This is a genomic window from Streptomyces sp. NPDC058674, assembly GCF_042716505.1.
GTDB lineage: Bacteria > Actinomycetota > Actinomycetes > Streptomycetales > Streptomycetaceae > Streptomyces.
In genome coordinates, this window is sequence record NZ_JBHXSC010000006.1 from 56,642 (window position 1) to 76,919 (window position 20,278).

Below are 20,278 nucleotides of genomic sequence, written 5' to 3' on the forward strand. Positions count from 1 at the left end.
GGCCTCAGGGCTGGCCTCAGGGCTGGCCTCAGGACTCTGCGAGTACCGCCCGGATCACGTGCCGGGCGTTGCGGGCCATCGCCGGATTCGTCACGCGGTAGTACGGCAGGGCGATCAGGGCCTGCGAGAGGGTGCGCCCCCGGCCGCGGGTCCAGGTCGCGTCGTCCGCGCCGAGCGCCTCCCGGAAGACCTCCCTCGCGCCGGACGGCAGAAGGTTCCACGCCGGGAACAGGTCGCAGGCCGGATCGCCCACCCCCGCGCAGCCGAAGTCGATCACCGCGGCCAGTCTGCCGCCGGACACCAGCAGATTGCCCGGCGTCAGATCGGCGTGCAGCCACACCGGCGGCCCGGACCAGGCCGGGGCCCGCAACGCGTCCTCCCACACGGCGGTCGCGGCGTCGCAGTCGACGCCCTCCTGCGGGATCGCGCGCAGCTGCTCGATGGCCGACCGGGTCTCCGCGTCGAGCGAGGCGAGCGGCCCGCCGCGGTAGGCCCGCGGCGCCGCCGGCAAGGTGACGCCCCGCATCGCCGTGACGAACGCGGCCAGGTCCCCGGCCAGCAACACGGGCTCGGTCAGCGCGCCTTCCTCCGGGTTCTCCCCCGACAGCCATCCGTACACCGACCACGGCCACGGATACCCCTCGGCGGGCTCTCCGGCTCCGAGCACCGCGGGGACGGCCGCGGGCAGCAGGGGGGCGAGGCGCGGGAGCCAGTCCCGCTCCATCGCCACGTCTCCGGCGCCTCCCTCCAGCAGCGGCAGGCGTACGACCATCGCATCGCCCAGCCGGTACATGGCGTTGACCGTTCCGCCGGACGGGAACCGCTCCACCGCCAGCCCCGCCCACTGGGGGAACTGCCCCGCGATCAGGCGCAGTACGAGCGCGTCGTCGACCGGGTGCTGGTTGCGGTGCATCAGTACGGTGCTCATGGGCTGCCATCCGACCGCCGGACGCCGGCCGGCGTCAAACCGTTTTCACGTCCCTCAACAGGTGCCGGGAGTCAGGAGTCGTGCTTCGCGCGGCTCGGCTGGACGCGCTTCGGCTCGCCCGGCATCTTCGGGTAGTCCGGCGGATAGGGCATGTCCCCCAGGCCCTGGTCGTGTTCGTAGCGGTCCGCCAGTTCCAGGACGGCGTCCAGGGCGAAGGCGTGGTCGTCCATGTCGGCGTGCAGGTCGCCCAGTTCGGCGAAGCGGGCCGGCATGGTCACGATGTCGAAGTCACGGGGCTCCGCGTCATCCACCTCGTCCCAGCGCAGGGGCGCCGACACCGGTGCGTGCGGGCGGGGGCGGACGGAGTAGGCGGAGGCGATCGTGCGGTCGCGCGCCGTCTGGTTGTAGTCGACGAAGATCCGCTCGCCCCGCTCCTCCTTCCACCAGGCCGTCGTGACCTTGCCGGGCATCCGGCGCTCCAGCTCCCGGCCGAGGGCGATCGCGCACCGCCGGACATCGGTGAAGGTCCAGCGCGGCGCGATCGGTACGAAGACGTGCAGACCGCGGCCGCCCGAGGTCTTGGGCCAGCCGCGCAGACCCAGCTCCTCCAGCAGGGCGCGCAGCTCGTGTGCGGCGGCCACCGCGTGGTGGTAGTCGGTGCCCGGCTGCGGGTCCAGGTCGATGCGCAGTTCGTCGGGCCGGTCGGTGTCCCCGCGCCGCACCGGCCACGGGTGGAAGGTGAGGCAGCCCAGGTTCGCGGCCCACAGCACGGCGGCCGGCTCGGTCGGGCAGATCTCGTCCGCCGTGCGACCACTGGGGAAGGCGATGTGGGCGGTCGGAATCCAGTCGGGGAGGTTCTTCGGTGCCCGTTTCTGGAAGAAGGACTCCCCCTCCACCCCGTCCGGGAACCGCTCCAGTGTCGTCGGCCGGTCGCGCAGGGCGCGCGTGATGCCGCTCGCGACCGCCAGGTAGTACTCGGCCACGTCCCGCTTCGTGAGGCCGCGCTCCGGGAAGTACACCTTGTCCGGACTGGACAGGCGTACCGTCCGTCCTCCCGCATCCAGCTCGATCGCGTTTCCGGCAGCACCCATGTGCGCCACGGTAGGCGGGCCCGGGCGGCGGCGCATACCGGGCGGGTCCGGACGTACCACCGCACAATCGGAGGCATGGATCTGCCGGTGATGCCGCCCGTGAAGCCGATGCTCGCCAAGTCCGTGGCCGCCATCCCGCCCGGCATGCAGTACGAGGCCAAGTGGGACGGCTTCCGCGCGATCGTCCACCGCGACGGCGACGAGGTCGAGATCGGCAGCCGTACGGGCAAGAGCCTGACCCGGTACTTCCCCGAGCTCGTGACGGCCCTGAAGGAGAACCTGCCGGCCCGGTGCGTCGTGGACGGGGAGATCGTGGTCGTTCAGGGCGGGCGGCTCGACTTCGACCGGCTGTCCGAGCGCATCCATCCCGCCGCCTCCCGCGTGAAGCTGCTCGCGGGGACGACGCCCGCCTCCTTCGTCGCCTTCGATCTGCTCGCGCTCGACGACGAGGCGCTCCTCGACACCCCGCTCGCCGAGCGCCGTACCACCCTCGTCCGGTCCCTCTCCACCGCGCGGCCCCCCGTTCATCTCGCGCCTGCGACCACCGATCCCACGCTCGCGCGGGAGTGGTTCGAGCGATTCGAAGGCGCCGGGCTCGACGGGGTGATCGCCAAGCCCCTCGATCTCCCCTACCGGCCCGACGCCAGACTCATGTTCAAGATCAAGCACGAGCGTACGGCCGATGTCGTCGTCGCGGGTTTCCGTTTCCACAAGAGCGGTCCGATTGTCGGATCGCTGCTTCTGGGCCTCCACGACGACCGCGGGGCGCTCCAGCACGTTGGGGTCTGCGCCGCCTTCCCGATGAAGCGGCGCGCCGAACTGGTCGATGAGCTCGAACCGCTGCGGATGCCCTCCCCGCAGGACCACCCGTGGGCCGCCTGGGCCGAGGAGTCCGCCCACGAGAGTGCGCGGCTGCCCGGTGCACCGAGCCGTTGGACGGGCAAGAAGGACCTGTCCTGGGTACCGCTGCGCCCGGAGCGGGTGGTCGAGGTGAGGTACGACCACATGGAGGGGGACCGCTTCCGGCACACCGCCCAGTTCCGGCGCTGGCGCCCCGACCGGTCGGCGGAGAGCTGCACTTACGCCCAGCTGGAGGAGGTCGTCGGCTACGACCTCGCCGAGGTGCTCGGTCCGGTCCCGCCCGCGCCCCCGGACCGGAGCGGATAGCGGTCGGCGGCGGGCCGCCGACCGGTCCGCCCTCCCCGCCTCCTACCGGGCCGGCCCGACATCGGCCCGCGGCGGGCCCGGAGCAAGCCCGGATCAGCCCCGGGGTCAAGCCGAGGTCAGCTTCTCCCACTGCTCGCGGTCCGGCCCCACCGCGCCCGGCTCGTAGCCCGGCCGCGCCGCCAGCCAGCGCGTCACCCTGGCCCGCACCTCCGGATTCGCGTACGCCGTTTCGGGCGGGTCGGCCAGGTGGCGGACCCGGGCCCGCGCCCGCATCACCTCCGGGTCCTCCAGCGCGCAGTCGAACAGCGCGGCGACCTCCCGCGCCGTCCCGGTGCGCCCCGCCCGGGTCGCGAACCGCTCCCCGATCGCCGCGTCGGCGACCACCTGGAAGTCGAACCACGGCTTCAGGGTGCGCACGGCCCAGGCGTGGTGCTCGGCGGCATAGCGCCGTGACCCGGGATCCCGGTGCGCCGTACGGGCCACCCTCCGCGCGGCCCACAGGGCGAGCGAAGTGCCCTGCCCGAGGGTCGGGTTCGTATGCGTGATGGCGTCCCCGACCGGCACCAGCCCCGTGACCACGGGGCCCCGCTCGTCGACGAGCGCGCTCCACCGGTTGTCCAGGCTCGCCGTGGCCAGCACCTCGGAGAGCGGCTCGGCGCCCAGTTCCAGCCAGGCGGCGCCCGGTGGGAAGCAGCGGGCGGCGGCCTCGAAGACCGCGGGGTCGCGCAGCGCCGAGCGGGTGGTGTCCGTGGTGTGCACGAACAGCGTCACGGCGAACACCCGGTTGTCCGCGGGGAAGACCGCGCACCCGGCGAAGGCGCCGCCGGTCACCGCCCAGGGCCGGCGCGGCCCCTCGTCCATGCCCTCGGGCAGCCGGTACCAGCGGCAGAAGTACGCGAGTCCCGTGCGGTGCCGTTCCACGACGGGCGGCCGACAGCCCGCCGCGGCGAGCCAGCGCTCGACGCCGCCGCGCCGGCCTCCGGCGTCCACCACGACATCACCCGCGTATCCTCCGGCCTCCGTGGTCACCCCCGTCACCCGGACGCAGGAGCCGTCGGCGGCCCCGGCGCCCGTGTCCGGCCCGACCGCCGTTCTCCGCTCGGCGATCGCGGTGGTCGGCCCGGCGGTGGACAGCCCCGTGACGGGCTCTCCGTACCGCATGACGACCCCCGGCTCGGCCCGCAGGGCCGTTCCGAGCGCGCTCTCCAGGACGATGCGCCGGGCCTGGAGCATGACGATGTCCTCGTCCCCGGGGCTCTCGGGCGGACGGGCCTCGAACCAGTCGAGCTCGTGCCGCTCGCGGGCTCCGAGCCGGAGCATCTCCTCGTACACGTCCGGCAGCTCGCACCGCAGCAGGTTGCGAGCCGCCCCGAGCAGCGCGTGCGGCTGGTTCGCCTGCGGTACGGCCGGCCGCCGCCAGCCGAAGAAGTCGCGGTCCAGCGCGGTGCCCGGCGCCCGGGTGTCGCGCTCGAACAGCTCGGCGGTGTGCCCCCGACGCGCCGCCAGAAGGGCGGTGGCCAATCCCCCGATGCCTCCGCCGATGACCAGCAGGTGTGCCATTGCGCCCCCTTGAGCCGAAGAGCCGTACGACGATCAGACCGCCCAGAGCCTGCACGAACGGGCCCGCACCGAAACTCGCACCCGTGTCTGATCAGCGGACATCAGTACGTCTCCACGACCGCGGACACCCACCGCGGACACCGACCACGGACGCCGACCGTGGACGCCCTAGCGCCGTACCAGTGCCCTCGGCGCGAAGTTCCCGTCGCCCAGGTCCTCCGCCAGCAGCCGCTTCGCGATCGCGTCCGCCGCCGCACGCAGTTCCGCACTCCGCGGGCGCCCCCGGTCCTTCTCCAGCCGGTCGCCGAGCCAGCCGACCCACGCCGCCGAGATGACGTCCGCCTCCCGCCGCATGCGACAAGCCGCCGTACGGGTGATCCTCCGGAGCGGCCCGCGGGCGCGGGTCAGCGCAGGTAGGCCAGGCCCGGGTGAGCCGCCGCGTACCCGTCCAGGAGCCGTCGGGCCACCCCGACCGAGTCCACCAGCGGATGCAGCGCGAAGGCCTTCACCGCTGCGGCCCGCGAGCCGCCCGCGGCGGCGGACAGGACCTCGCGCTCGACGGCCTTGACCGCGGTCACCAGGCCGACCGCGTGCAGCGGCAGCGGGGCGACGCCGACCGGGTGGGCGCCGTTCGCGTCGACCAGGCAGGGCACCTCGATGACGGCCTCGGCGTCCAGGACGGAGAGGGTGGAGCCGTTGCGGACGTTGAGGATGAGCGTGGCGCGCTCGTCGCGGGCGATGGCCCGCATCAGGGCGAGGGCGACCTGCTCGTAGCCGCCGGACTCCAGGTCGCTCGCGTCGCGCTCGCCGACGCCCGCCGCCTCGCGGTTCTCGGCCATGTACGTGGCCTCGCGCTCGGCCCGGGCCCGGTCCCAGGCGGCGAGCGCCGCTCCGGCCGGCTGCCCGGTCCGTCCGGCCTCGGCGTAGAAGGCGCGCTGCTGGTCGCGCAGGAAGGCGCCGCGGGTCTGCTCGGCCTCCTGGTAGGCGCGTACGGTGTCACGGTTGAAGTAGTAGTAGTGCAGGTACTCGTTGGGGATCGCGCCGAGCGAGCGCAGCCACTCGGCCCCGAAGAGCCGGCCTTCCTCGAAGGACTCCAGGGCCGCGGTGTCGGCCAGCAGCCGGGGCAGCTCGTCGCGGCCGGCGACGTGCAGTGCGCGCACCCAGCCCAGGTGGTTGAGGCCCACGTAGTCGATCCAGGCCTCCTGCGGCCGGGCCCCCAGCAGCCGGGCGATGCGCCGCCCCAGGCCCACGGGCGAGTCGCAGATGCCGATCACCCGCCCGCCGAGCTCCTCAGCCATGGCCTCGGTGACCAGGCCGGCCGGGTTGGTGAAGTTGATGACCCACGCCTCGGGGGCGGTACGGGCGATCCGGCGGGCGATCCCGCGGGCCACCGGCACGGTCCGCAGGCCGTAGGCGATCCCGCCCGCGCCCACCGTCTCCTGGCCCAGGACCCCCTCGGCCAGGGCGATCCGCTCGTCCGCGGCGCGTCCCTCCAGGCCGCCGACGCGGATGGCCGAGAAGACGAAGTCGGCGCCGCGCAGGGCCTCGTCGAGGTCGCGGGTGGCCGTGACGGCCGGGGCGTCGGGCTCCCCGGAGACCGCGGCCTGGTCGGCGAGGACCCGGGCCATGGCGCCCAGCCGCCCGGCGTCCTCGTCGTACAGGGTCACCCCGGTCACCCGGCCCTCGGCGTGGTCCGCGAGCAGGGCGCCGTAGACGAGCGGGACCCGGAACCCGCCCCCTCCGAGGATCGTCAGCCGCACGTCCCAACCGCCCTTCGCCCGTCACCGCACCGTAGCCGTAGCCGTAGCCGTAGCCGTAGCCGTGCCACGATCCGCGGCACCTCCCGCCGCACGCGCAGCGGGGGTACCAGTCTGCCCCGGGCGGCTACTCCCCCAGCGGCGGCACGGCGCGCAGCCTGGCGCCCTGCTGCGGGGCGACCCCGGCGCCCCGGGCCGGGCCCACCGGCGCCCCGTGCGGGGCCGACAGGATCAGGGTGATCCGGGTCAGTCCCATCACGTCGAGCATGCGGCTGGATTCGGCCACCATCCGGCAGCGCACCAGGCCCCAGCGCGGGTCGGGATGGCGCACCGTCCGCACCGCACCGTCCTGTTCGGCGGCGCCGGCCCCGTGCGTGCTCAGCCAGTGCGGCACCCCGTACCGGTAGGCGGCTTCCATGAACGGGTCGCGGGCCACCTCCTGGCGGATGCTGCGCAGCCCCTCGTCGTCCGGGGCCGCGGCCAGCGCCGTCGAGAAGCGGGCCAACAGCGGTACGCACCAGGCCGGTTCGTGGTCCTCCAGCACCGCGGCCGCGTCCGGGTGGAACAGCACGAAGCGCAGGAAGTTGTCGTCCGGCAGGGCCGTCGGATGCGGCCGTGCGGACTGGAACAGCCGGTCGAAGGCCGAGTTGGTGAGCGCGACGTCCCAGCGGTGGTCCACCAGGAAGCTCGGGTAGGGCACCGCCTCCATCAGGGCCGCGTAGTCGCAGAGGTAGCCGCGCTGCGCCGGGTCCTGCGGCAGCCGGTTCTCCTCGGCGGCCCGCCACGTGGGCGGCGGGTCGCGGTCCACCATCACGCGGAAGAGCCAGAAGCACTGCCGCTCGCTCATTTCCAACGCCTCTGACAGGGCCAGGAGTTTGCGGTCCGTCCATTCCTTGACGAGCCCGCGCTCCCAGTTTCCGTAGGCGCGGACACTGATGCGCAGTCGCGCGGCGAGGTCTTCCTGGCTCAGTCCCAGTTCCTCGCGGCGCTGGCGCAAAATCTCCTTGCGTCGCTCCGACCGCACGGCGCCGCGTGCGGACTCCTCGCCCGCCAGGCGCTCCTCACCGGCTCGGGCGAGGTCATCGGACGGGCCCACCGCTGCGAGATGTGGCACCGAGAGTTCCCCCTCCTCACGGTCTGGATCTTCATTTCCGTGTGGCGATCCTGCTACCGACCTCATTCGAGTGTCAACTATTGTGGCAATTCCAGCCCCTTGACAGCTCATTCCCGCCACAGCTGTGGCACGTTCTAGCCCTTCGGAGTGAGACCGGATAGATTCCAGAAGCCGACCATGTGCCCGAACCGACTTCGCGCGATCTAGGAGAACCACTGGTGACAGACGGCTTCCCGGCTCCCGTCGCGGTGGCCCATGCACCCCTGGCCGCCACCGTCACGCGCGTCGCCGAACTCGCGGGCAAGATGGGCCGCGACCTCAATCAGGTCTTCGACCTGCGGCGCCTCTCCGAAGCCTCCGGCGTGCCCGCGGACGTGGTCCGCATCCTCCTCGACGGCAGGCCCGCCGGCGAGCCCGATCTGCAGACCCGCTTCCTCCAGCGCCTGGACCTGCTCCGGCGGACCCGGGTCAAGCCCAACGGACGCCGGTACACGCAGCAGGAGATCGCCGACGGCGCCGGCATGTCCCGGCAGCAGGCCGGCGCCCTCATCAACGGGGACCGCCGCCCCACCATGGAGCACTGCGACGCGATCCAGCGCTTCTTCGGAGTGCACGCCGGCTTCCTCACCGCCCACGACGCGGACGCCCTCACCGACGCGCTCCAGCGGACCGAGCAGCAGCTGCTCCAGGACTTCGCGGGACGCGCACGGGAAACCGCACCCGCCCCGGCCGCTTCGACCGGCGATCCGCTGGCAAGACTCCTGCAGAACCACGGCGTACGGGGCATCGCCTGGCGCGCCGCCCAACTACCCAGCGACAAGCACCGGGACAAGGTGACCGAATGGCTGGACATGCTTCTCGAAAGCGTCAAACCCAACGAATGACCCAGTCGAAAGTCTGGGTCTGATCCTTGAGTCCTGATCCGGATCCGCGCCGACGGGGAGAACGGTGAGCATAGGCAGAGAGCAGCGGCGGCTGTGCGGGGAGCTGGTGGCCGGTATCCGGCTGACCGCCCCCGTGGAACCCGCGGACCTCTACGCCGCCCTCTGCGAGGGCATGAGCAGACACCGCGGCCGCCGGGTGGACTTCCGGATGGCGGCGTTCCCGCCGGGAACGGCCAGCGGCCTGTGGCTCGACATGGCGGACCGCGATCTCGTGGTCATCGAGGAACGCACCGCACCCGACCACCAGCTGGTGATCCTGGGTCACGAGCTGTGGCACATGAAGGCCGGCCACTGCAGCCACCACGTCGACGGCGCCGCCGTCGCCGCACGGCTGTTGTCGGACGAGGCGGACATCGGCGAGACCGTCCGCCGCGTCGCCGCGCGCACGCGCGCCGACGTCCGGGAGGAGACGGAGGCGGAGACCTTCGGCTTGCTGCTGGGCAGCAGGTGCCGGAACTGGCTGGCCGGAGCGGCCGGCCACCGGGCCCCGGCACAGCGCGACCAGTTGGCGGGCCGCATCGAGGCCTCGCTCGGATACCGGGGGCACAGGAACGACCGTTGAACGGCCAGGACTACTACATACCGGCAGTCGCGATGGCGGTCTCCCTCGCCTTCAAACTGCCCGCCCTGCGGCACAACTGGCGCGATCCGCTGCTGCGCTCGGTCTGCGCCCTGCTGATGCTGGCCGGAGCCGTCTTCACCTTCGCCGCCCCGCCCACCATCGAGGCGGTCAACCGGTGGACCGGGATTCCCAACGTCTCGGCCCCCCTGGTGTACTGCCTGATCACCGCGTTCAGCGCCTCCTGCCTGGTCCTGGTCGTCAACTGGCGGGGCGGGCCGCCCGAGCGGACCCGCCGCGTCTCCCGCCGGTGGATCACGGGCTACGCCCTGGTCATCGCCGCCCTGGTCACGCTCTTCGCCCTCGGTGACGCCCCCGTCGAGCGGCTGCGGGACCTGGACACCCACTACGCCAACACCCCCTACATCCGGGAGATGATCGCCCTCTACCTGGCGGCGCACTGCGTGGCCGCCGTCGTGATGGTGGCGCTGTGCTGGCGCTGGTCGCTCCAGGTGCGCGGCTGGCTGCGGGTCGGCCTGATGATCATCGTGGCGGGCTACGTTTTCAACCTGGGCTACGACGCCACCAAGATCTCCGCGGTCGTCGCCCGGTGGGCCGGCCACGACCTCGACTACCTGAGCACCTACGTGGCCCCGCCGCTCGCCTCGCTCGGCGCGCTGGTCAGCGCGATCGGCTTCGTGGTGCCGCTCGTCTTCCAGCGGCTCTCGGACAACTGGCATTCCTGGTCGACGTACCGCAGGCTCGGGGCGCTCTGGCAGGAGGTGCAGATCTGCGCGCCCGGCGGCACCCCGTCCGTCCGGATGTCCTGGTGGTCCGCCGCCGAACTGCGCGTGATCCAGCGCGAGTCGGACATCCACGACGGCTTCCTGCACCTGGGCCCGTACTTCGACCCGGGCCTGCGCGACGACGCGTACGAGTGCGCCGCCGGGGCGGGGGCGGACGAGGAGACCTGCCGGGCGATCGCCGACGCCGCCATGGTCGCGGCGGCCGTACGGGCCCGTTCCGCGGACCCCGAGGGCGCGGTCATCGGGGCCGGGGAGGAGACCGTGCTGGACACCGCCGACGGGCCGCGCGACCTGCTGCGGATCTCCCACGCGCTGCGGCACTCGCCGGTGGTGCAGGCGGTCCGGCAGCGGACGGCGCTGCCGGCCGGCGGCCCCGGCTGACACACCAGTGCGCCTCGGCGCGCCTGGCACGCCGTGCGCGCCGCACGCCCCGTCCGCACGGGTGTCAGCGCGGGGCGGCCACCGCCGATGTCGGGAACAGCTCCTGGAAGGGGCCGGCGGAGTCGATCCCGTCCCGCCCGTACGGAGCGTCGAAGCTCCACACCATGAACAGCAGGAACACGATCAGCGCGCTGAACAGCCCTGCCAGCAGCAGCTCCCGGCCCGAGCGGCGGATCTGCAGTGTGAAGATGAGGCCCACCGTCACCAGGCCGCCCACGAGCAGCCCGAACCACACCACGCCGGGCAGCGTGGACTCGTCGCTCTGGGTCCGCGAGTGCCGGGCCTCGTCGGCGGCGGCCACGTGGTCCAGCAGCGGCTGGTAGGCCTGCGCCTGGAGCTCGGTGACCGGGCTCTGGTGCGTGACGTCGCTGCGCAGCTTGCCGAGCAGGTGCGCGCCCTCGGCCGAGGCGCCCTCGCCCGAGGTCAGCAGCGGCCAGTCCACCGCGACGGTGTGGGAGACGTACGCGTCCACCTCGCCGCGGATTCGGTCGCGCACGGCCGCCGGGTAGACGTCGGCGCGCTGGGTCACCTCGTACAGCGCCTGGGCCTCGCGGCGCACGCTGTCCTCGGCGGCGCCCCGCGCCTCCCAGACGCCCGCGATGGCGAGGCCGAGCACGATCGCGTAGACCACGCCCACCATCATCACCATGTACTCGATGACGTCGGGGGTCTCGCTGGTGTCCTCGTCCTCGGCGGCTCGGCGGTGCCGGATCGTGGTGATGGCGAAGACGAGGGCGCAGACGAGCACCATGGCGATGGCCAGGACCAGCCATTCGGACACGTGGATTCTCCCGTGGTGGATCGGTGGACGGAACGGTGGATGGATCGGTGGGCGGATCGGTCGAGGGCGGATCGGTCGGGGCGGATCGGTCGGGGCGGATCGGTCGGGGGCGGATCGGTCGGGGCGGGTCGGTGAGAGGCGGCCGGTCACGCCCAGCGGTCAGTGGTCAGCCGCGGCTCTTGGAGCGTGGGCGCAGGGCTGCGGCCGCCAGTACGGCCGGGGTGGTGACGACCACCATGAGCATCACGGTGGACATGCCGTCCGGGCCGCGCCGCTCCAGGGCCACGGCACGGTACGGACGCACGCGGAAGGCGCTCGCGTGCGCGGCGGCGGCCACGGCCCGGGGCGGAGCCGGGGCGTCCGCCGGAGCCGCCGCGGCAGCGGGCTCGGCATCCCGCGCGGGCGTCGGCGGCTTCGCGTCCCCGGCCCCGGCCTTCGCGGGAGGCCCCGGCGGGCTCTGCGCGGCCGGACGCCCCGGTGGCGCCGGGGGCCCGCCGGGCGCCGCGGGTACGGCGGACCGCCCCGGATGGCGCACGGTGGGCCCGCCGGCGCCGGGCGCGGACGGCCGTACCGAGGGCGCCACGGAGGGAGCCGGAGGCTGCAGGACCGGGGGGCCGGGCCGCGCGGGCTGCCCGGCGGGCACGCACAGGTCGACCCGGGCGCCGCGGCCGTGGCCGTCGCCCGCGACCGCCACGTGGCAGTGCAGCGGGCACAGCGCGGCCACCAGGCCGGCTCCGGCGAGGTACTGCCAAGCGGTCACCGCGCGGCCTCCCGATTCCGTAGGGGATGGAGGGTTACGGCTGAAGAAACGATCACGGAGCAGCTTCGACACGCGGCAGGCAGGTCGGACCCTTGACCGGGGGGTCACTTCAGGCCATCGGCGGCAGTAGCCTGCCCGGATGGACGAGTGGGAGCGCTGGGAGCGGCGGGTCCAGACCGCCGCTCACCCCGTGGCGTACCGGCTGCTGGGCGCGGTCGCGGCCCGCGGCCCGGTGGTGCGGGTGCCCGGGGTCGGGGTCGTCGTCAGCGACGCCCGGACGGCCCGGGAGGTGCTCCTGGACACCGACGGCTACACGAAGACCGGGCCCGGCGCGGCGGGTGGGCTCTGGACCCCGGTGCTCGGGCCCCGGGCACTGATCAACATGGAGGGTCCCGAACACGCGGAGCTGCGCCGGCGCCTGGGCGGCCTGTTCACTCCGGGCCACGTGGCGGCCGTCTGCGAGGGGGTGCTGCGCGCCCCGCTGGGCGGGCTGGAGCGGCGGCTCGCGGCGGGCGGGGAGGTGGACCTCGTCCGGGTCGTGCGCGACGGCGCCACCGAGGTGGTCCGGGAGCTGGTCGGACTCCGGGACGCGGAGGCGGACTTCGCCGGCGCCGCTGCGGTCGTGGCGGGCCTACGGCTGTGGCGGCCCTCTTTGACCGGTCGTCAGGTGCGTTCGGCACGGTCGGCGCTGGCGCGGATCGGCGAGGCGGCGGTGGCGGCCTGGCGGGCCGGTGACGAGTCCACGGTGGCGGGGCGGCTGCGGGCGCTGGGCCTGGACGAGGCGGAGGTGCGGGGCGCGGTCGGGGTGTTCCTGCTGACCGGCACCGAGACACTGGTCTCCTTCGTGCCCCGGCTCGTCGCACTGGCCCACGACACCGGCCGGGGCCCGGACCGGATCACCGACGCGCTGGTGGAGGAGGCGCTGCGCGTCACCTCGCCGACGCCCGTGATGCTGCGCAGCGCGGCCCGTGCCGGGCGGATCGGGGGCGTGCGGGTGGCGGCCGGGGAGCGGGTGGTCATCGCCACGCTGCTGTGCACGCGGGCGTACGGGCCCTTCGCGCCGGACCGCGCCACCGCCTCGGCGGGGCGGCCCGATGCGGCCTGCCCGGGGCGGCCCGGGGGCCCGCCGGACCCGGCGCATCCGGCGGACACCGCGTCCGTCACGGATGCCCGCACAACCGCCCAGGGGGCGGAAGCGGGCTGCCCCGCGCGTCCGGCGGGCCCGCCGGACGCGGCGGACCGGGCCGACCCCGCCGCGCTGCGGCGGCTGTGGTTCGGCGCCGGGCCGCACTTCTGTCTCGGGATGCCGCTGGCGATGGCGGAGGTCCGTGCGGTGGTCGCGGCCCTGCGTGGATTCCCCGGGCTGCGCGTCACCGGTCGCCGGCCGGCCCGGGGAGTCCTGATACCGGCCTATGCCCGGCTGTCGCTGCGCGCGGGCGGCTGACCGGGGGACCCGGCGGCCGGAGGGGTGGAGGGCGCAGGAGTGGCGGAGGGTGTGCAGAGCGCGTTCTCGGCGAGGATGCGCAGCGCCGCCTCGGAGGGCGAGCCCGCCTCCGCCGTGTAGGTGATCAGGGTCTGGTCCGGGTCGTCCGGGAGGTTCAGGCTCTCGTACGCCAGGGTGAACTCGCCGACGAGCGGGTGCCGCATGTGGTAGCCGCCGTGCGCGATCTCCCGTACCTCCTGCTCCTCCCAGAGCCGGGTGAACTCCGGGCTGCGCTCGGCCAGTTCCCCGATCAGAGCGGCGAACCGCGGGTCGTGCGGGTGCCGGCCCAGGTCGAAGCGGAGGTAGCCGACGAGATCGCGCGCCTTGCGCTCCCAGTTCACGAAGCGGCCGCGCACCTCGTCGTCCAGGAAGACCAGCCACGCCTTGTTGCGGCGCTCGGGCGGCAGCGTGCCGAAGTCCTTGACGAGGGTGGCGAAGAGCGGGTTCCAGGCGAGGATGTCGGTGCGCCGGCCTACGACGAACGCGGGGGTCTCCGGCATCGACTCCAGCAGCCTGCGCAGCCCCGGCCGGACCTCCTGCGGCTCCTGCGGACCGCTCCCGCCCTCCGGGTCCGGGCCGCCGCCGCGGCGTGCGCTGCGGACCAGGCGGGTCAGGTGCGCGGTCTCGGCGGCGTCGAGGCGCAGCGCGACGGCTACGGCGCCCACCACGGTGTCCGAGACGTTCTCCGCGCGGCCCTGCTCGAAGCGCGTGTAGTAGTCGGCGCTCACACCGGCGAGCTGCGCGAGCTCCTCGCGACGCAGCCCGGGCACCCGACGGCGGCCTCCGAAGGAGCGCAGGCCGGCGTCCTCGGGGCGGATCCGCGCACGGCGGGACCGCAGGAAGTCTCCGAGCTCTGCCTTGGGGCCGGTCTGGTTCATGCCGTCAATCCTAGGGCGGGTCCGCAGGACCTGTCCCCGCCGCACGCACGGCGCCGCGCCCGGCTCCCACCACGCCCGCTCCCCCGGGCGCCCGGCCCCGTGGCGCCGGGTACGCCGGAGGGGCGCGGCCTCCCCGGTGGTGGCCGGGAAGGCCGCGCCCCTCACGGACGCACAGCGACGCACAGGGGAGGCGCGGGGCGCCTCGGGGCCTCAGGCCTCCGGGGTGCCGCCGAAGCGCTCCCGGTAGGACTCCAGGTCCTCCTCGGTGATCTTCGCGAAGAGGACCGGCGGCACCGTGAACGGCGTCCCGGCCGGCACCCCGTCCAGGGACTTCGCCTGCTCGGGGGTGACCCACGCCGCCGTGTCGTCGGCGAGCGTGAAGGCGGAGCGCATGGCGCGCGCCGAGGCCGGGATGAACGGCTCGGAGACCACCGAGTACAGGTGGATGAGGTTCATCGCGGTGCGCAGGGTGAGCGCCGCGCCCTCCGGGTCGGTCTTGATCTCCAGCCAGGGGGCCTTCTCCTCCAGGTAGGAGTTGCCCGCCGACCACAGGGCGCGCAGCGCTGCCGCGGCCTTGCGGTACTGCATCGCCTCCATGTGGCCCTCGTACTCGGCGAGGAGCTCGGCGATCTGGAGGCCCAGCTTCGCCTCGGCCTCGCCGGCGGCGTTGCCCGCCGGGACGTCGTCGCCGAACCGCTTGCGGGAGAAGGACAGCACGCGGTTGACGAAGTTGCCCAGGGTGTCGGCGAGGTCCTTGTTGACCGTGGCGGTGAAGTGCTCCCACGTGAAGGACGAGTCGTCGGACTCGGGCGCGTTGGCGATGAGGAAGTAGCGCCAGTAGTCGGCCGGAAGGATCTCCAGCGCCTGGTCGGTGAAGACGCCGCGCTTCTGCGAGGTGGAGAACTTGCCGCCGTAGTACGTCAGCCAGTTGAAGGCCTTGACGTAGTCGACCTTCTTCCACGGCTCACGGGTGCCCAGCTCGGTGGCCGGGAACATCACGGTGTGGAAGGGGACGTTGTCCTTGGCCATGAACTGGGTGTACCGGACGTCCTCGGCCTCGTACCACCAGGACTTCCAGTCGCGGTTCGCCGGGTCGGCGTCCGCCCATTCCTTGGTGGAGGCGATGTACTCGATCGGGGCGTCGAACCAGACGTAGAAGACCTTGCCCTCGGCGGCCAGTGCGGGCCACGTGTCGGCCGGGACCGGGACGCCCCAGTCGAGGTCGCGGGTGATGGCGCGGTCGTGCAGGCCCTCGGTCAGCCACTTGCGGGCGATGGAGGACGCCAGCTGCGGCCACTCCTCCTCGTGCTCCGCCACCCAGGCCTCGACCTCGACCTGGAGCTTGGACTGGAGGAGGAAGAGGTGCGTGGTCTCGCGGACTTCCAGCTCGGTGGAGCCGGAGATGGCCGAGCGCGGCTCGATCAGGTCCGTGGGGTCCAGGACGCGGGTGCAGTTCTCGCACTGGTCGCCGCGGGCCTTGTCGTAGCCGCAGTGCGGGCAGGTGCCCTCGACGTAGCGGTCCGGCAGGAAGCGGCCGTCGGCGGGCGAGTACACCTGCCGGATCGCGCGCTCCTCGATGAAGCCGTTCTCCTGGAGCTGCCGCGCGAAGTGCTGGGTGATCTCGGCGTTCTGCCGGGAGGAGCTGCGGCCGAAGTAGTCGAAGGACAGCTCGAAGCCGTCGTAGACCGCCTTCTGGGCGTCGTGGGCCTGCGCGCAGAACTCGGCGACGGAGACGCCGGCTTCCTTCGCGGCGAGCTCGGCGGGCGTGCCGTGCTCGTCGGTGGCGCAGATGTACAGGACGTCGTGGCCGCGCTGGCGGAGGTACCGGGAGTACACATCCGCCGGAAGCATCGACCCGACCATGTTGCCCAGGTGCTTGATCCCGTTGATGTAGGGAAGCGCGCTGGTGATCAGGTGTCGAGCCATCCTCGGATGCTCCATTTCCTCTGTGCGGTACGACGTGACGTCACGGATGGTGAACGCGGTTCATCGTATCGAACCGCCGAAAGGCCACGCGCCGCATTCTTCGTGGGTGGACTAACGCAAAAGCGAGGGCAGTGACCTCTCCGTCACGGCCCTCGCGATGGCGCCCATGCTACAGCGGGTGGCGGGGCACCCCGACCTCCTTGGTGGAGGGACGGCGGAGCCGCGGAGGCGGACCCGCTCGGGGCTCCCGTGACGACCCGGGCCGCCTCCCCGGATCGTGCCGGGCCCGCGGGAGCCGGAGGAGACTGCCTAGTCCCGTCCCCCGGACGCGCCGTCGAGGGCAGTGATCCGGGCCCCGCTGGCGAGCCGGCCGGTCAGGGAGACGACCGCGCCCTCCGGGCCGGCGGGCGCCGCCAGGCTCCGGCCGTTCGCCTCCGCCCGGACCGCACCGGTCGCGGTGATCCCGGCGACCTCCCGGCTCCCGGCGGCCACGAGGTACCAGCGGCCCGCGGGCGAACGCCACCGGGTGCCCGCGAGGAGGTGCTGCCCGAAGCGCCCGCAGGCCGCCGTCGACCGGGCCCGGACCACGTCCTGCGGCGGTCCGGCGGGCGGCCGCAGCTGGACCAGCACGTCGCCGGGGCCCGCCCAGCCGGAGGCGCGGGTGCAGGACCACACGGCCCGGCCGCCGCCCTCGGGGAGGTCCGTACCGGCGAAGTCCCATATGTTGACGGCACGGACGGCCGCGCCGCCCAGCTCCCGCAGCCGGCACGCGGTCGCCGCCCAGGCGGCCCGCGCAGCGGCACCGGCGGCCTCCCGCGGCTGCCGCGCGGGCAGGGCGAGGGCCTCGCGCACCGCGTCGGCCGGGTCGTCGGCACCGGCCGCGCCGAGCAGCGGACGACGGCCTCCTCGGGCAGCCCGTCCATGCGGTGGATGCACGAAGGCGGCCCGGACGGCCCCCTGCGTGACACCGGGGGCCTTCCTGTGTCCGTGTGCGCACCTGTCCCAGGCACGCTCTCCCCAGGTGGCCGTGAAGGATGTCGCCCCTGGTCTGACCCGGGGAACCCCGCTACGGCCCGGAAAAGCAGAAAACCCCACACGAAGTGTGGGGTATCAGCTGGTGTCCGAGGGGGGACTTGAACCCCCACGCCCGATAAAGGGCACTAGCACCTCAAGCTAGCGCGTCTGCCATTCCGCCACCCGGACCAGGTGGTCGGCCCCGGTTTCCCGCGGCGACATGGACAACCATAGCAAAGGATCGTCGGGGTTCCGACCACTTATCCGAGCCGTGATCGTCCGCCACGCCGTGCTGACCTGCGGGCATGCGTCGAGACGATGCCGAGACGGCCCGTCTCGGCATCGTCTCGTACATGCGCCCCGGCCCCGCCGCTCCCGGGCGGGAGGGCGGGGCCGGGTCAGCTCCGGGGCAGGTCCGGGGCGGGAGCCGTCAGGGGCAGCGGATGACCTGGCCGGCGTAGGAGAGGTTGCCGCCGAAGCCGAAGAGCAGGACGGGGGCGCCCGAGGGGATCTCCCCCCGCTGGACCAGCTTGGACAGGGCCATCGGGATGCTGGCGGCGGAGGTGTTCCCGGAATCGACGACGTCGCGGGCGACGACGGCGTTCACGGCGCCGATCTTGGCGGCGAGGGGCTCGATGATCCGCAGGTTGGCCTGGTGGAGGACGACCGCGGCCAGTTCCTCCGGGGCGACCCCGGCCTTCTCGCACACCTTGCGGGCCAGCGGCGGGAGCTGGCTGGTGGTCCAGCGGTAGACGGACTGGCCCTCCTGGGCGAAGACCGGCGGCGAGCCCTCGATGCGGACCGCGTTGCCCATCTCCGGGACGGAGCCCCACAGCACCGGGCCGATCCCGGGGTCCTCGCAGGCCTCGACGACGGCCGCGCCCGCGCCGTCGCCGGTGAGCACGCAGGTGCTGCGGTCGGTCCAGTCGGTGATCTCGGTCATCTTGTCGGCGCCGATGACCAGGGCGCGGGTGGCCGAGCCGGCGCGGATGGCGTGGTCGGCGGTGGCCAGGGCGTGCGTGAAGCCCGAGCAGACGACGTTGATGTCCATCACGGCGGGATGGCCGCCCATGCCGAGCTTGGCGGCCACCCGGGCGGCCATGTTGGGCGAGCGGTCGATCGCGGTGGAGGTGGCGACCAGGACGAGGTCGATGTCGTCCGGGGTCAGGCCGGCGCCGGCCAGGGCCTTGCCCGCCGCGTGGAAGGCCAGCTCGTCCACCGGTTCGTCCGGCCCCGCGATGTGCCGGGTCTTGATCCCGACCCGGGACCGGATCCACTCGTCGGTGGTGTCGACCATGGCCGAGAGGTCCTCGTTGGTGAGCACTCTCGCGGGCTGGTAGTGCCCTAGCGCCACCACGCGTGAACCGGTCATGGGCGGGGTCCCCCCTCGTCGACAGTCAGGATCACCCAGCTTCGCCTGCTACCGACGGGTACGAAGGCGCGTGATCCGACAGGATTACGGCACCTGAATTTGGAGATTCCCGAGGATCTCGCTGCCGGGAGCGTCGCGGGAAGCGGAACCGCGACAATGTGGTGGTCGGCCGTGACAGGAACGAAGACCACGAAGAGAAGACCACAACGAGGTGGGGGATCACCATGGGACGCGTCACCGAACGTCGTCGCGTCGTCCGGATCCGGAACGGCGTGGCGGGGGTCCGCCCCGACACGCTGGTGGCCGAGGAGCCGCTGGAGATCCGGCTGAACGGCAGGCCGCTGGCCATCACGATGCGCACCCCGGGGGACGACTTCGCGCTGGCGGTCGGCTTCCTGGTCAGCGAGGGCGTACTCGGCGCGGCCGGCGACGTGCGGGCCGTCACCTACTGCGAGGGGGCGGCGGAGGACGGTTCGAACACGTACAACGTCGTCAACGTGCAGTTGGCGGCCGGGGTGCCGGTGCCGGACATCACCCTGGAACGGAACGTCTACACCACCTCCTCCTGCGGGCTGTGCGGCAAGGCCAGCCTGGACGCGGTCCGTACGGCGACCCGTTTCCCGGGGGCGACCGCCGGCGACCCGGTACGCGTGGGCGCGGAGCTCCTGGGCCGGCTGCCGGACCGGCTGCGCGCGGCCCAGAAGGTCTTCGACCGCACGGGCGGGCTGCACGCGGCGGGACTGTTCACGGCGGAGGGCGAGCTGCTGGACGTACGGGAGGACGTGGGCCGGCACAACGCGGTGGACAAGATCGTCGGCCGGGCGCTGCAGGCCGGGCGGCTGCCGCTGGCCGGGGCGGTGCTGCTGGTCTCGGGCCGCGCCTCCTTCGAGCTCGCCCAGAAGGCCGTGATGGCCGGCATCCCGGTACTGGCCGCGGTCTCGGCGCCGTCCTCGCTGGCGGTGGACCTGGCGCTCGAGTCCGGGATGACGCTCGTCGGCTTCCTGCGCGGCCCGGACATGAACGTCTACGCGGGCGAGGAGCGCATCACGGTGTAGCGGTGCGCACGCGGTGACCCGCGCGCCTCGTCAGCGGCCCCGCCGGGAGCGGCGGCCGGGGTTCGCGGCGGGTTTCGGCTCCGGCGGGTCGATGCGGTGGAGGTCCAGGGTGTCCGGGACGGGCGTGGAGCCGGGGCCGCCGGATGCGGCCCAGGCGATGATCCCGTCGGTCGCGGTGTCGTCCAGCGCCCAGCCGAACCAGGCGGCGCGGGCCCCCCGGCCGCGGGCCTCGCCGGTGGGCTGGACCACGATGACGTTCGCCTGCGCGCAGGGGCCGAGGCAGTCGCTCGTACGGACGGCCAGGCGGCCCCCGGAGGCGGCGGCGGCCTCGCGCAGCCGGGCGAGCTGGCCCGCGTGGTCGGAGCCGGGGTTCTTGCGGGGGTCGCCGCAACAGCAGCCCCGGCAGACCACCAGGGTGCAGGGCCGTGCGGCGCGGGCGGCGATCGGGCGTATCCAGGTCACCGCCGCACGCTACCGGGCCCGGGTGGCGGGGTGTTGGACCGCCCGGGAGACGTCCGCCACACGGTGGCCGGCCGGTTCGGGGTCCCGGGCGCGGCGCGGGCAGGACCGCGCGGACCGCGGGCGGCGTCCGGCGGGAGGGCGTCACAGGCAACACGGCGGAGTCGCCCGCACTCCGAACTG

19 protein-coding genes and 1 tRNA gene are annotated in these 20,278 nt (G+C 73.8%); 6 read left to right on the forward strand and 14 right to left on the reverse strand.

Annotation, left to right across the window (positions count from 1 at the left end; all coding sequences use genetic code 11):
- Window positions 1-28 precede the first annotated feature (28 nt).
- Together ACFWU6_RS05140 and ligD are read right to left on the reverse strand one after the other, a co-directional pair.
- Window positions 29-913 carry an aminoglycoside phosphotransferase family protein gene (locus ACFWU6_RS05140; protein WP_383978719.1) on the reverse strand — a complete coding sequence of 295 codons (885 nt, stop codon included), beginning with the start codon at window positions 911-913 and terminating at the stop codon, window positions 29-31.
- A gap of 86 nt (window positions 914-999) precedes the next feature.
- A complete protein-coding gene (gene ligD, locus ACFWU6_RS05145) occupies window positions 1,000-2,019 on the reverse strand; it encodes a non-homologous end-joining DNA ligase (RefSeq protein ID WP_383798830.1) in 1,020 nt (339 codons plus the stop codon).
- Window positions 2,020-2,094: 75 nt separating this feature from the next.
- Between ligD and ACFWU6_RS05150 the strand changes: the two genes are divergently transcribed.
- Entirely contained in the window at window positions 2,095-3,186 is a 1,092-nt protein-coding gene (locus ACFWU6_RS05150; protein ID WP_383978592.1) for an ATP-dependent DNA ligase, read from the forward strand.
- Between the two features lie 105 nt (window positions 3,187-3,291).
- On the opposite strand, the gene ACFWU6_RS05155 is transcribed toward ACFWU6_RS05150, so the two are convergent.
- The 4 genes from ACFWU6_RS05155 to ACFWU6_RS05170 form a co-directional block, all read right to left on the reverse strand.
- Window positions 3,292-4,746 carry an NAD(P)/FAD-dependent oxidoreductase gene (locus ACFWU6_RS05155; protein ID WP_383798836.1) on the reverse strand — a complete coding sequence of 485 codons (1,455 nt, stop codon included), beginning with the start codon at window positions 4,744-4,746 and terminating at the stop codon, window positions 3,292-3,294.
- A gap of 168 nt (window positions 4,747-4,914) precedes the next feature.
- On the reverse strand, window positions 4,915-5,100 hold the full coding sequence (locus ACFWU6_RS05160; RefSeq protein ID WP_383798838.1) for a hypothetical protein: 186 nt from the start codon (window positions 5,098-5,100) through the stop codon (window positions 4,915-4,917).
- 50 nt (window positions 5,101-5,150) lie between these two features.
- On the reverse strand, window positions 5,151-6,506 hold the full coding sequence (locus ACFWU6_RS05165) for a 6-phospho-beta-glucosidase (protein ID WP_383978595.1): 1,356 nt from the start codon (window positions 6,504-6,506) through the stop codon (window positions 5,151-5,153).
- Between the two features lie 124 nt (window positions 6,507-6,630).
- Window positions 6,631-7,617: a helix-turn-helix domain-containing protein gene (locus ACFWU6_RS05170; protein ID WP_383798844.1), complete on the reverse strand. Its 987-nt coding sequence runs from the start codon at window positions 7,615-7,617 to the stop codon at window positions 6,631-6,633.
- A gap of 218 nt (window positions 7,618-7,835) precedes the next feature.
- Here ACFWU6_RS05170 and ACFWU6_RS05175 point away from each other — a divergent pair, with 218 nt between their 5' ends.
- The 3 genes from ACFWU6_RS05175 (at window position 7,836) to ACFWU6_RS05185 (ending at window position 10,307) form a co-directional block, all read left to right on the forward strand.
- Entirely contained in the window at window positions 7,836-8,501 is a 666-nt protein-coding gene (locus tag ACFWU6_RS05175) for a helix-turn-helix domain-containing protein (protein WP_383798847.1), read from the forward strand.
- 64 nt (window positions 8,502-8,565) lie between these two features.
- A complete protein-coding gene (locus tag ACFWU6_RS05180) occupies window positions 8,566-9,123 on the forward strand; it encodes a toxin-antitoxin system, toxin component (protein ID WP_383798850.1) in 558 nt (185 codons plus the stop codon).
- Window positions 9,120-10,307: an MAB_1171c family putative transporter gene (locus tag ACFWU6_RS05185; RefSeq protein WP_383798853.1), complete on the forward strand. Its 1,188-nt coding sequence runs from the start codon at window positions 9,120-9,122 to the stop codon at window positions 10,305-10,307. Before ACFWU6_RS05180 ends, ACFWU6_RS05185 begins: the two co-directional genes overlap by 4 nt.
- Before the next feature lie 64 nt (window positions 10,308-10,371).
- Here the strand turns inward: ACFWU6_RS05185 and ACFWU6_RS05190 are convergent, their stop codons facing one another.
- Together ACFWU6_RS05190 and ACFWU6_RS05195 are read right to left on the reverse strand one after the other, a co-directional pair.
- Window positions 10,372-11,148, reverse strand: a complete 777-nt coding sequence (locus ACFWU6_RS05190; RefSeq protein ID WP_383798856.1) for a hypothetical protein — start codon at window positions 11,146-11,148, stop codon at window positions 10,372-10,374.
- 166 nt (window positions 11,149-11,314) lie between these two features.
- Window positions 11,315-11,908, reverse strand: coding sequence for a hypothetical protein (locus ACFWU6_RS05195; protein ID WP_383978598.1), 594 nt, complete (start codon window positions 11,906-11,908; stop codon window positions 11,315-11,317).
- Between the two features lie 139 nt (window positions 11,909-12,047).
- Here ACFWU6_RS05195 and ACFWU6_RS05200 point away from each other — a divergent pair, with 139 nt between their 5' ends.
- On the forward strand, window positions 12,048-13,352 hold the full coding sequence (locus ACFWU6_RS05200) for a hypothetical protein (protein ID WP_383978601.1): 1,305 nt from the start codon (window positions 12,048-12,050) through the stop codon (window positions 13,350-13,352).
- Here ACFWU6_RS05200 and ACFWU6_RS05205 read toward each other — a convergent pair.
- The 5 genes from ACFWU6_RS05205 to ACFWU6_RS05225 all read right to left on the reverse strand — a co-directional run bounded on the left by ACFWU6_RS05205 (window position 13,319) and on the right by ACFWU6_RS05225 (window position 18,581).
- Window positions 13,319-14,269 (reverse strand): helix-turn-helix transcriptional regulator, encoded by a 951-nt coding sequence (locus ACFWU6_RS05205; RefSeq protein ID WP_383978604.1) that lies wholly within the window; start codon window positions 14,267-14,269, stop codon window positions 13,319-13,321. The genes ACFWU6_RS05200 and ACFWU6_RS05205 overlap by 34 nt on opposite strands.
- Before the next feature lie 210 nt (window positions 14,270-14,479).
- Complete coding sequence (gene metG / locus ACFWU6_RS05210) at window positions 14,480-16,195, reverse strand: methionine--tRNA ligase (protein ID WP_383978607.1); 1,716 nt, start codon at window positions 16,193-16,195, stop codon at window positions 14,480-14,482.
- 309 nt (window positions 16,196-16,504) lie between these two features.
- Window positions 16,505-17,131 (reverse strand): hypothetical protein, encoded by a 627-nt coding sequence (locus ACFWU6_RS05215; RefSeq protein WP_383978610.1) that lies wholly within the window; start codon window positions 17,129-17,131, stop codon window positions 16,505-16,507.
- Between the two features lie 179 nt (window positions 17,132-17,310).
- A tRNA-Leu gene (locus ACFWU6_RS05220) sits at window positions 17,311-17,398 on the reverse strand.
- A 241-nt stretch (window positions 17,399-17,639) separates the two neighbouring features.
- The gene (locus ACFWU6_RS05225) at window positions 17,640-18,581 is read right to left on the reverse strand and encodes a beta-ketoacyl-ACP synthase III (protein WP_383812684.1); all 942 of its coding nucleotides are present in this window, start codon (window positions 18,579-18,581) and stop codon (window positions 17,640-17,642) included.
- A 224-nt stretch (window positions 18,582-18,805) separates the two neighbouring features.
- On the opposite strand from ACFWU6_RS05225, the gene fdhD reads away from it, so the two are divergent.
- Window positions 18,806-19,636 (forward strand): formate dehydrogenase accessory sulfurtransferase FdhD, encoded by an 831-nt coding sequence (fdhD, locus tag ACFWU6_RS05230; protein WP_383812682.1) that lies wholly within the window; start codon window positions 18,806-18,808, stop codon window positions 19,634-19,636.
- A 30-nt stretch (window positions 19,637-19,666) separates the two neighbouring features.
- Here the strand turns inward: fdhD and ACFWU6_RS05235 are convergent, their stop codons facing one another.
- A complete protein-coding gene (locus ACFWU6_RS05235) occupies window positions 19,667-20,098 on the reverse strand; it encodes a (2Fe-2S) ferredoxin domain-containing protein (RefSeq protein ID WP_383978613.1) in 432 nt (143 codons plus the stop codon).
- Between the last annotated feature and the right edge of the window lie 180 nt (window positions 20,099-20,278).

Coding starts and splice junctions, on each gene's coding strand:
- fdhD (WP_383812682.1), top strand. CDS start 18,806: ATGGGACGCGTCACCGAACGTCGTCGCGTCGTCCGGATCCGGAACGGC.
- ACFWU6_RS05200 (WP_383978601.1), top strand. CDS start 12,048: ATGGACGAGTGGGAGCGCTGGGAGCGGCGGGTCCAGACCGCCGCTCAC.
- ACFWU6_RS05205 (WP_383978604.1), bottom strand. CDS start 14,269: ATGAACCAGACCGGCCCCAAGGCAGAGCTCGGAGACTTCCTGCGGTCC.
- ACFWU6_RS05140 (WP_383978719.1), bottom strand. CDS start 913: ATGCACCGCAACCAGCACCCGGTCGACGACGCGCTCGTACTGCGCCTG.
- metG (WP_383978607.1), bottom strand. CDS start 16,195: ATGGCTCGACACCTGATCACCAGCGCGCTTCCCTACATCAACGGGATC.
- ACFWU6_RS05160 (WP_383798838.1), bottom strand. CDS start 5,100: ATGCGGCGGGAGGCGGACGTCATCTCGGCGGCGTGGGTCGGCTGGCTC.
- ACFWU6_RS05225 (WP_383812684.1), bottom strand. CDS start 18,581: ATGACCGGTTCACGCGTGGTGGCGCTAGGGCACTACCAGCCCGCGAGA.
- ACFWU6_RS05150 (WP_383978592.1), top strand. CDS start 2,095: ATGGATCTGCCGGTGATGCCGCCCGTGAAGCCGATGCTCGCCAAGTCC.
- ligD (WP_383798830.1), bottom strand. CDS start 2,019: ATGGGTGCTGCCGGAAACGCGATCGAGCTGGATGCGGGAGGACGGACG.
- ACFWU6_RS05155 (WP_383798836.1), bottom strand. CDS start 4,746: ATGGCACACCTGCTGGTCATCGGCGGAGGCATCGGGGGATTGGCCACC.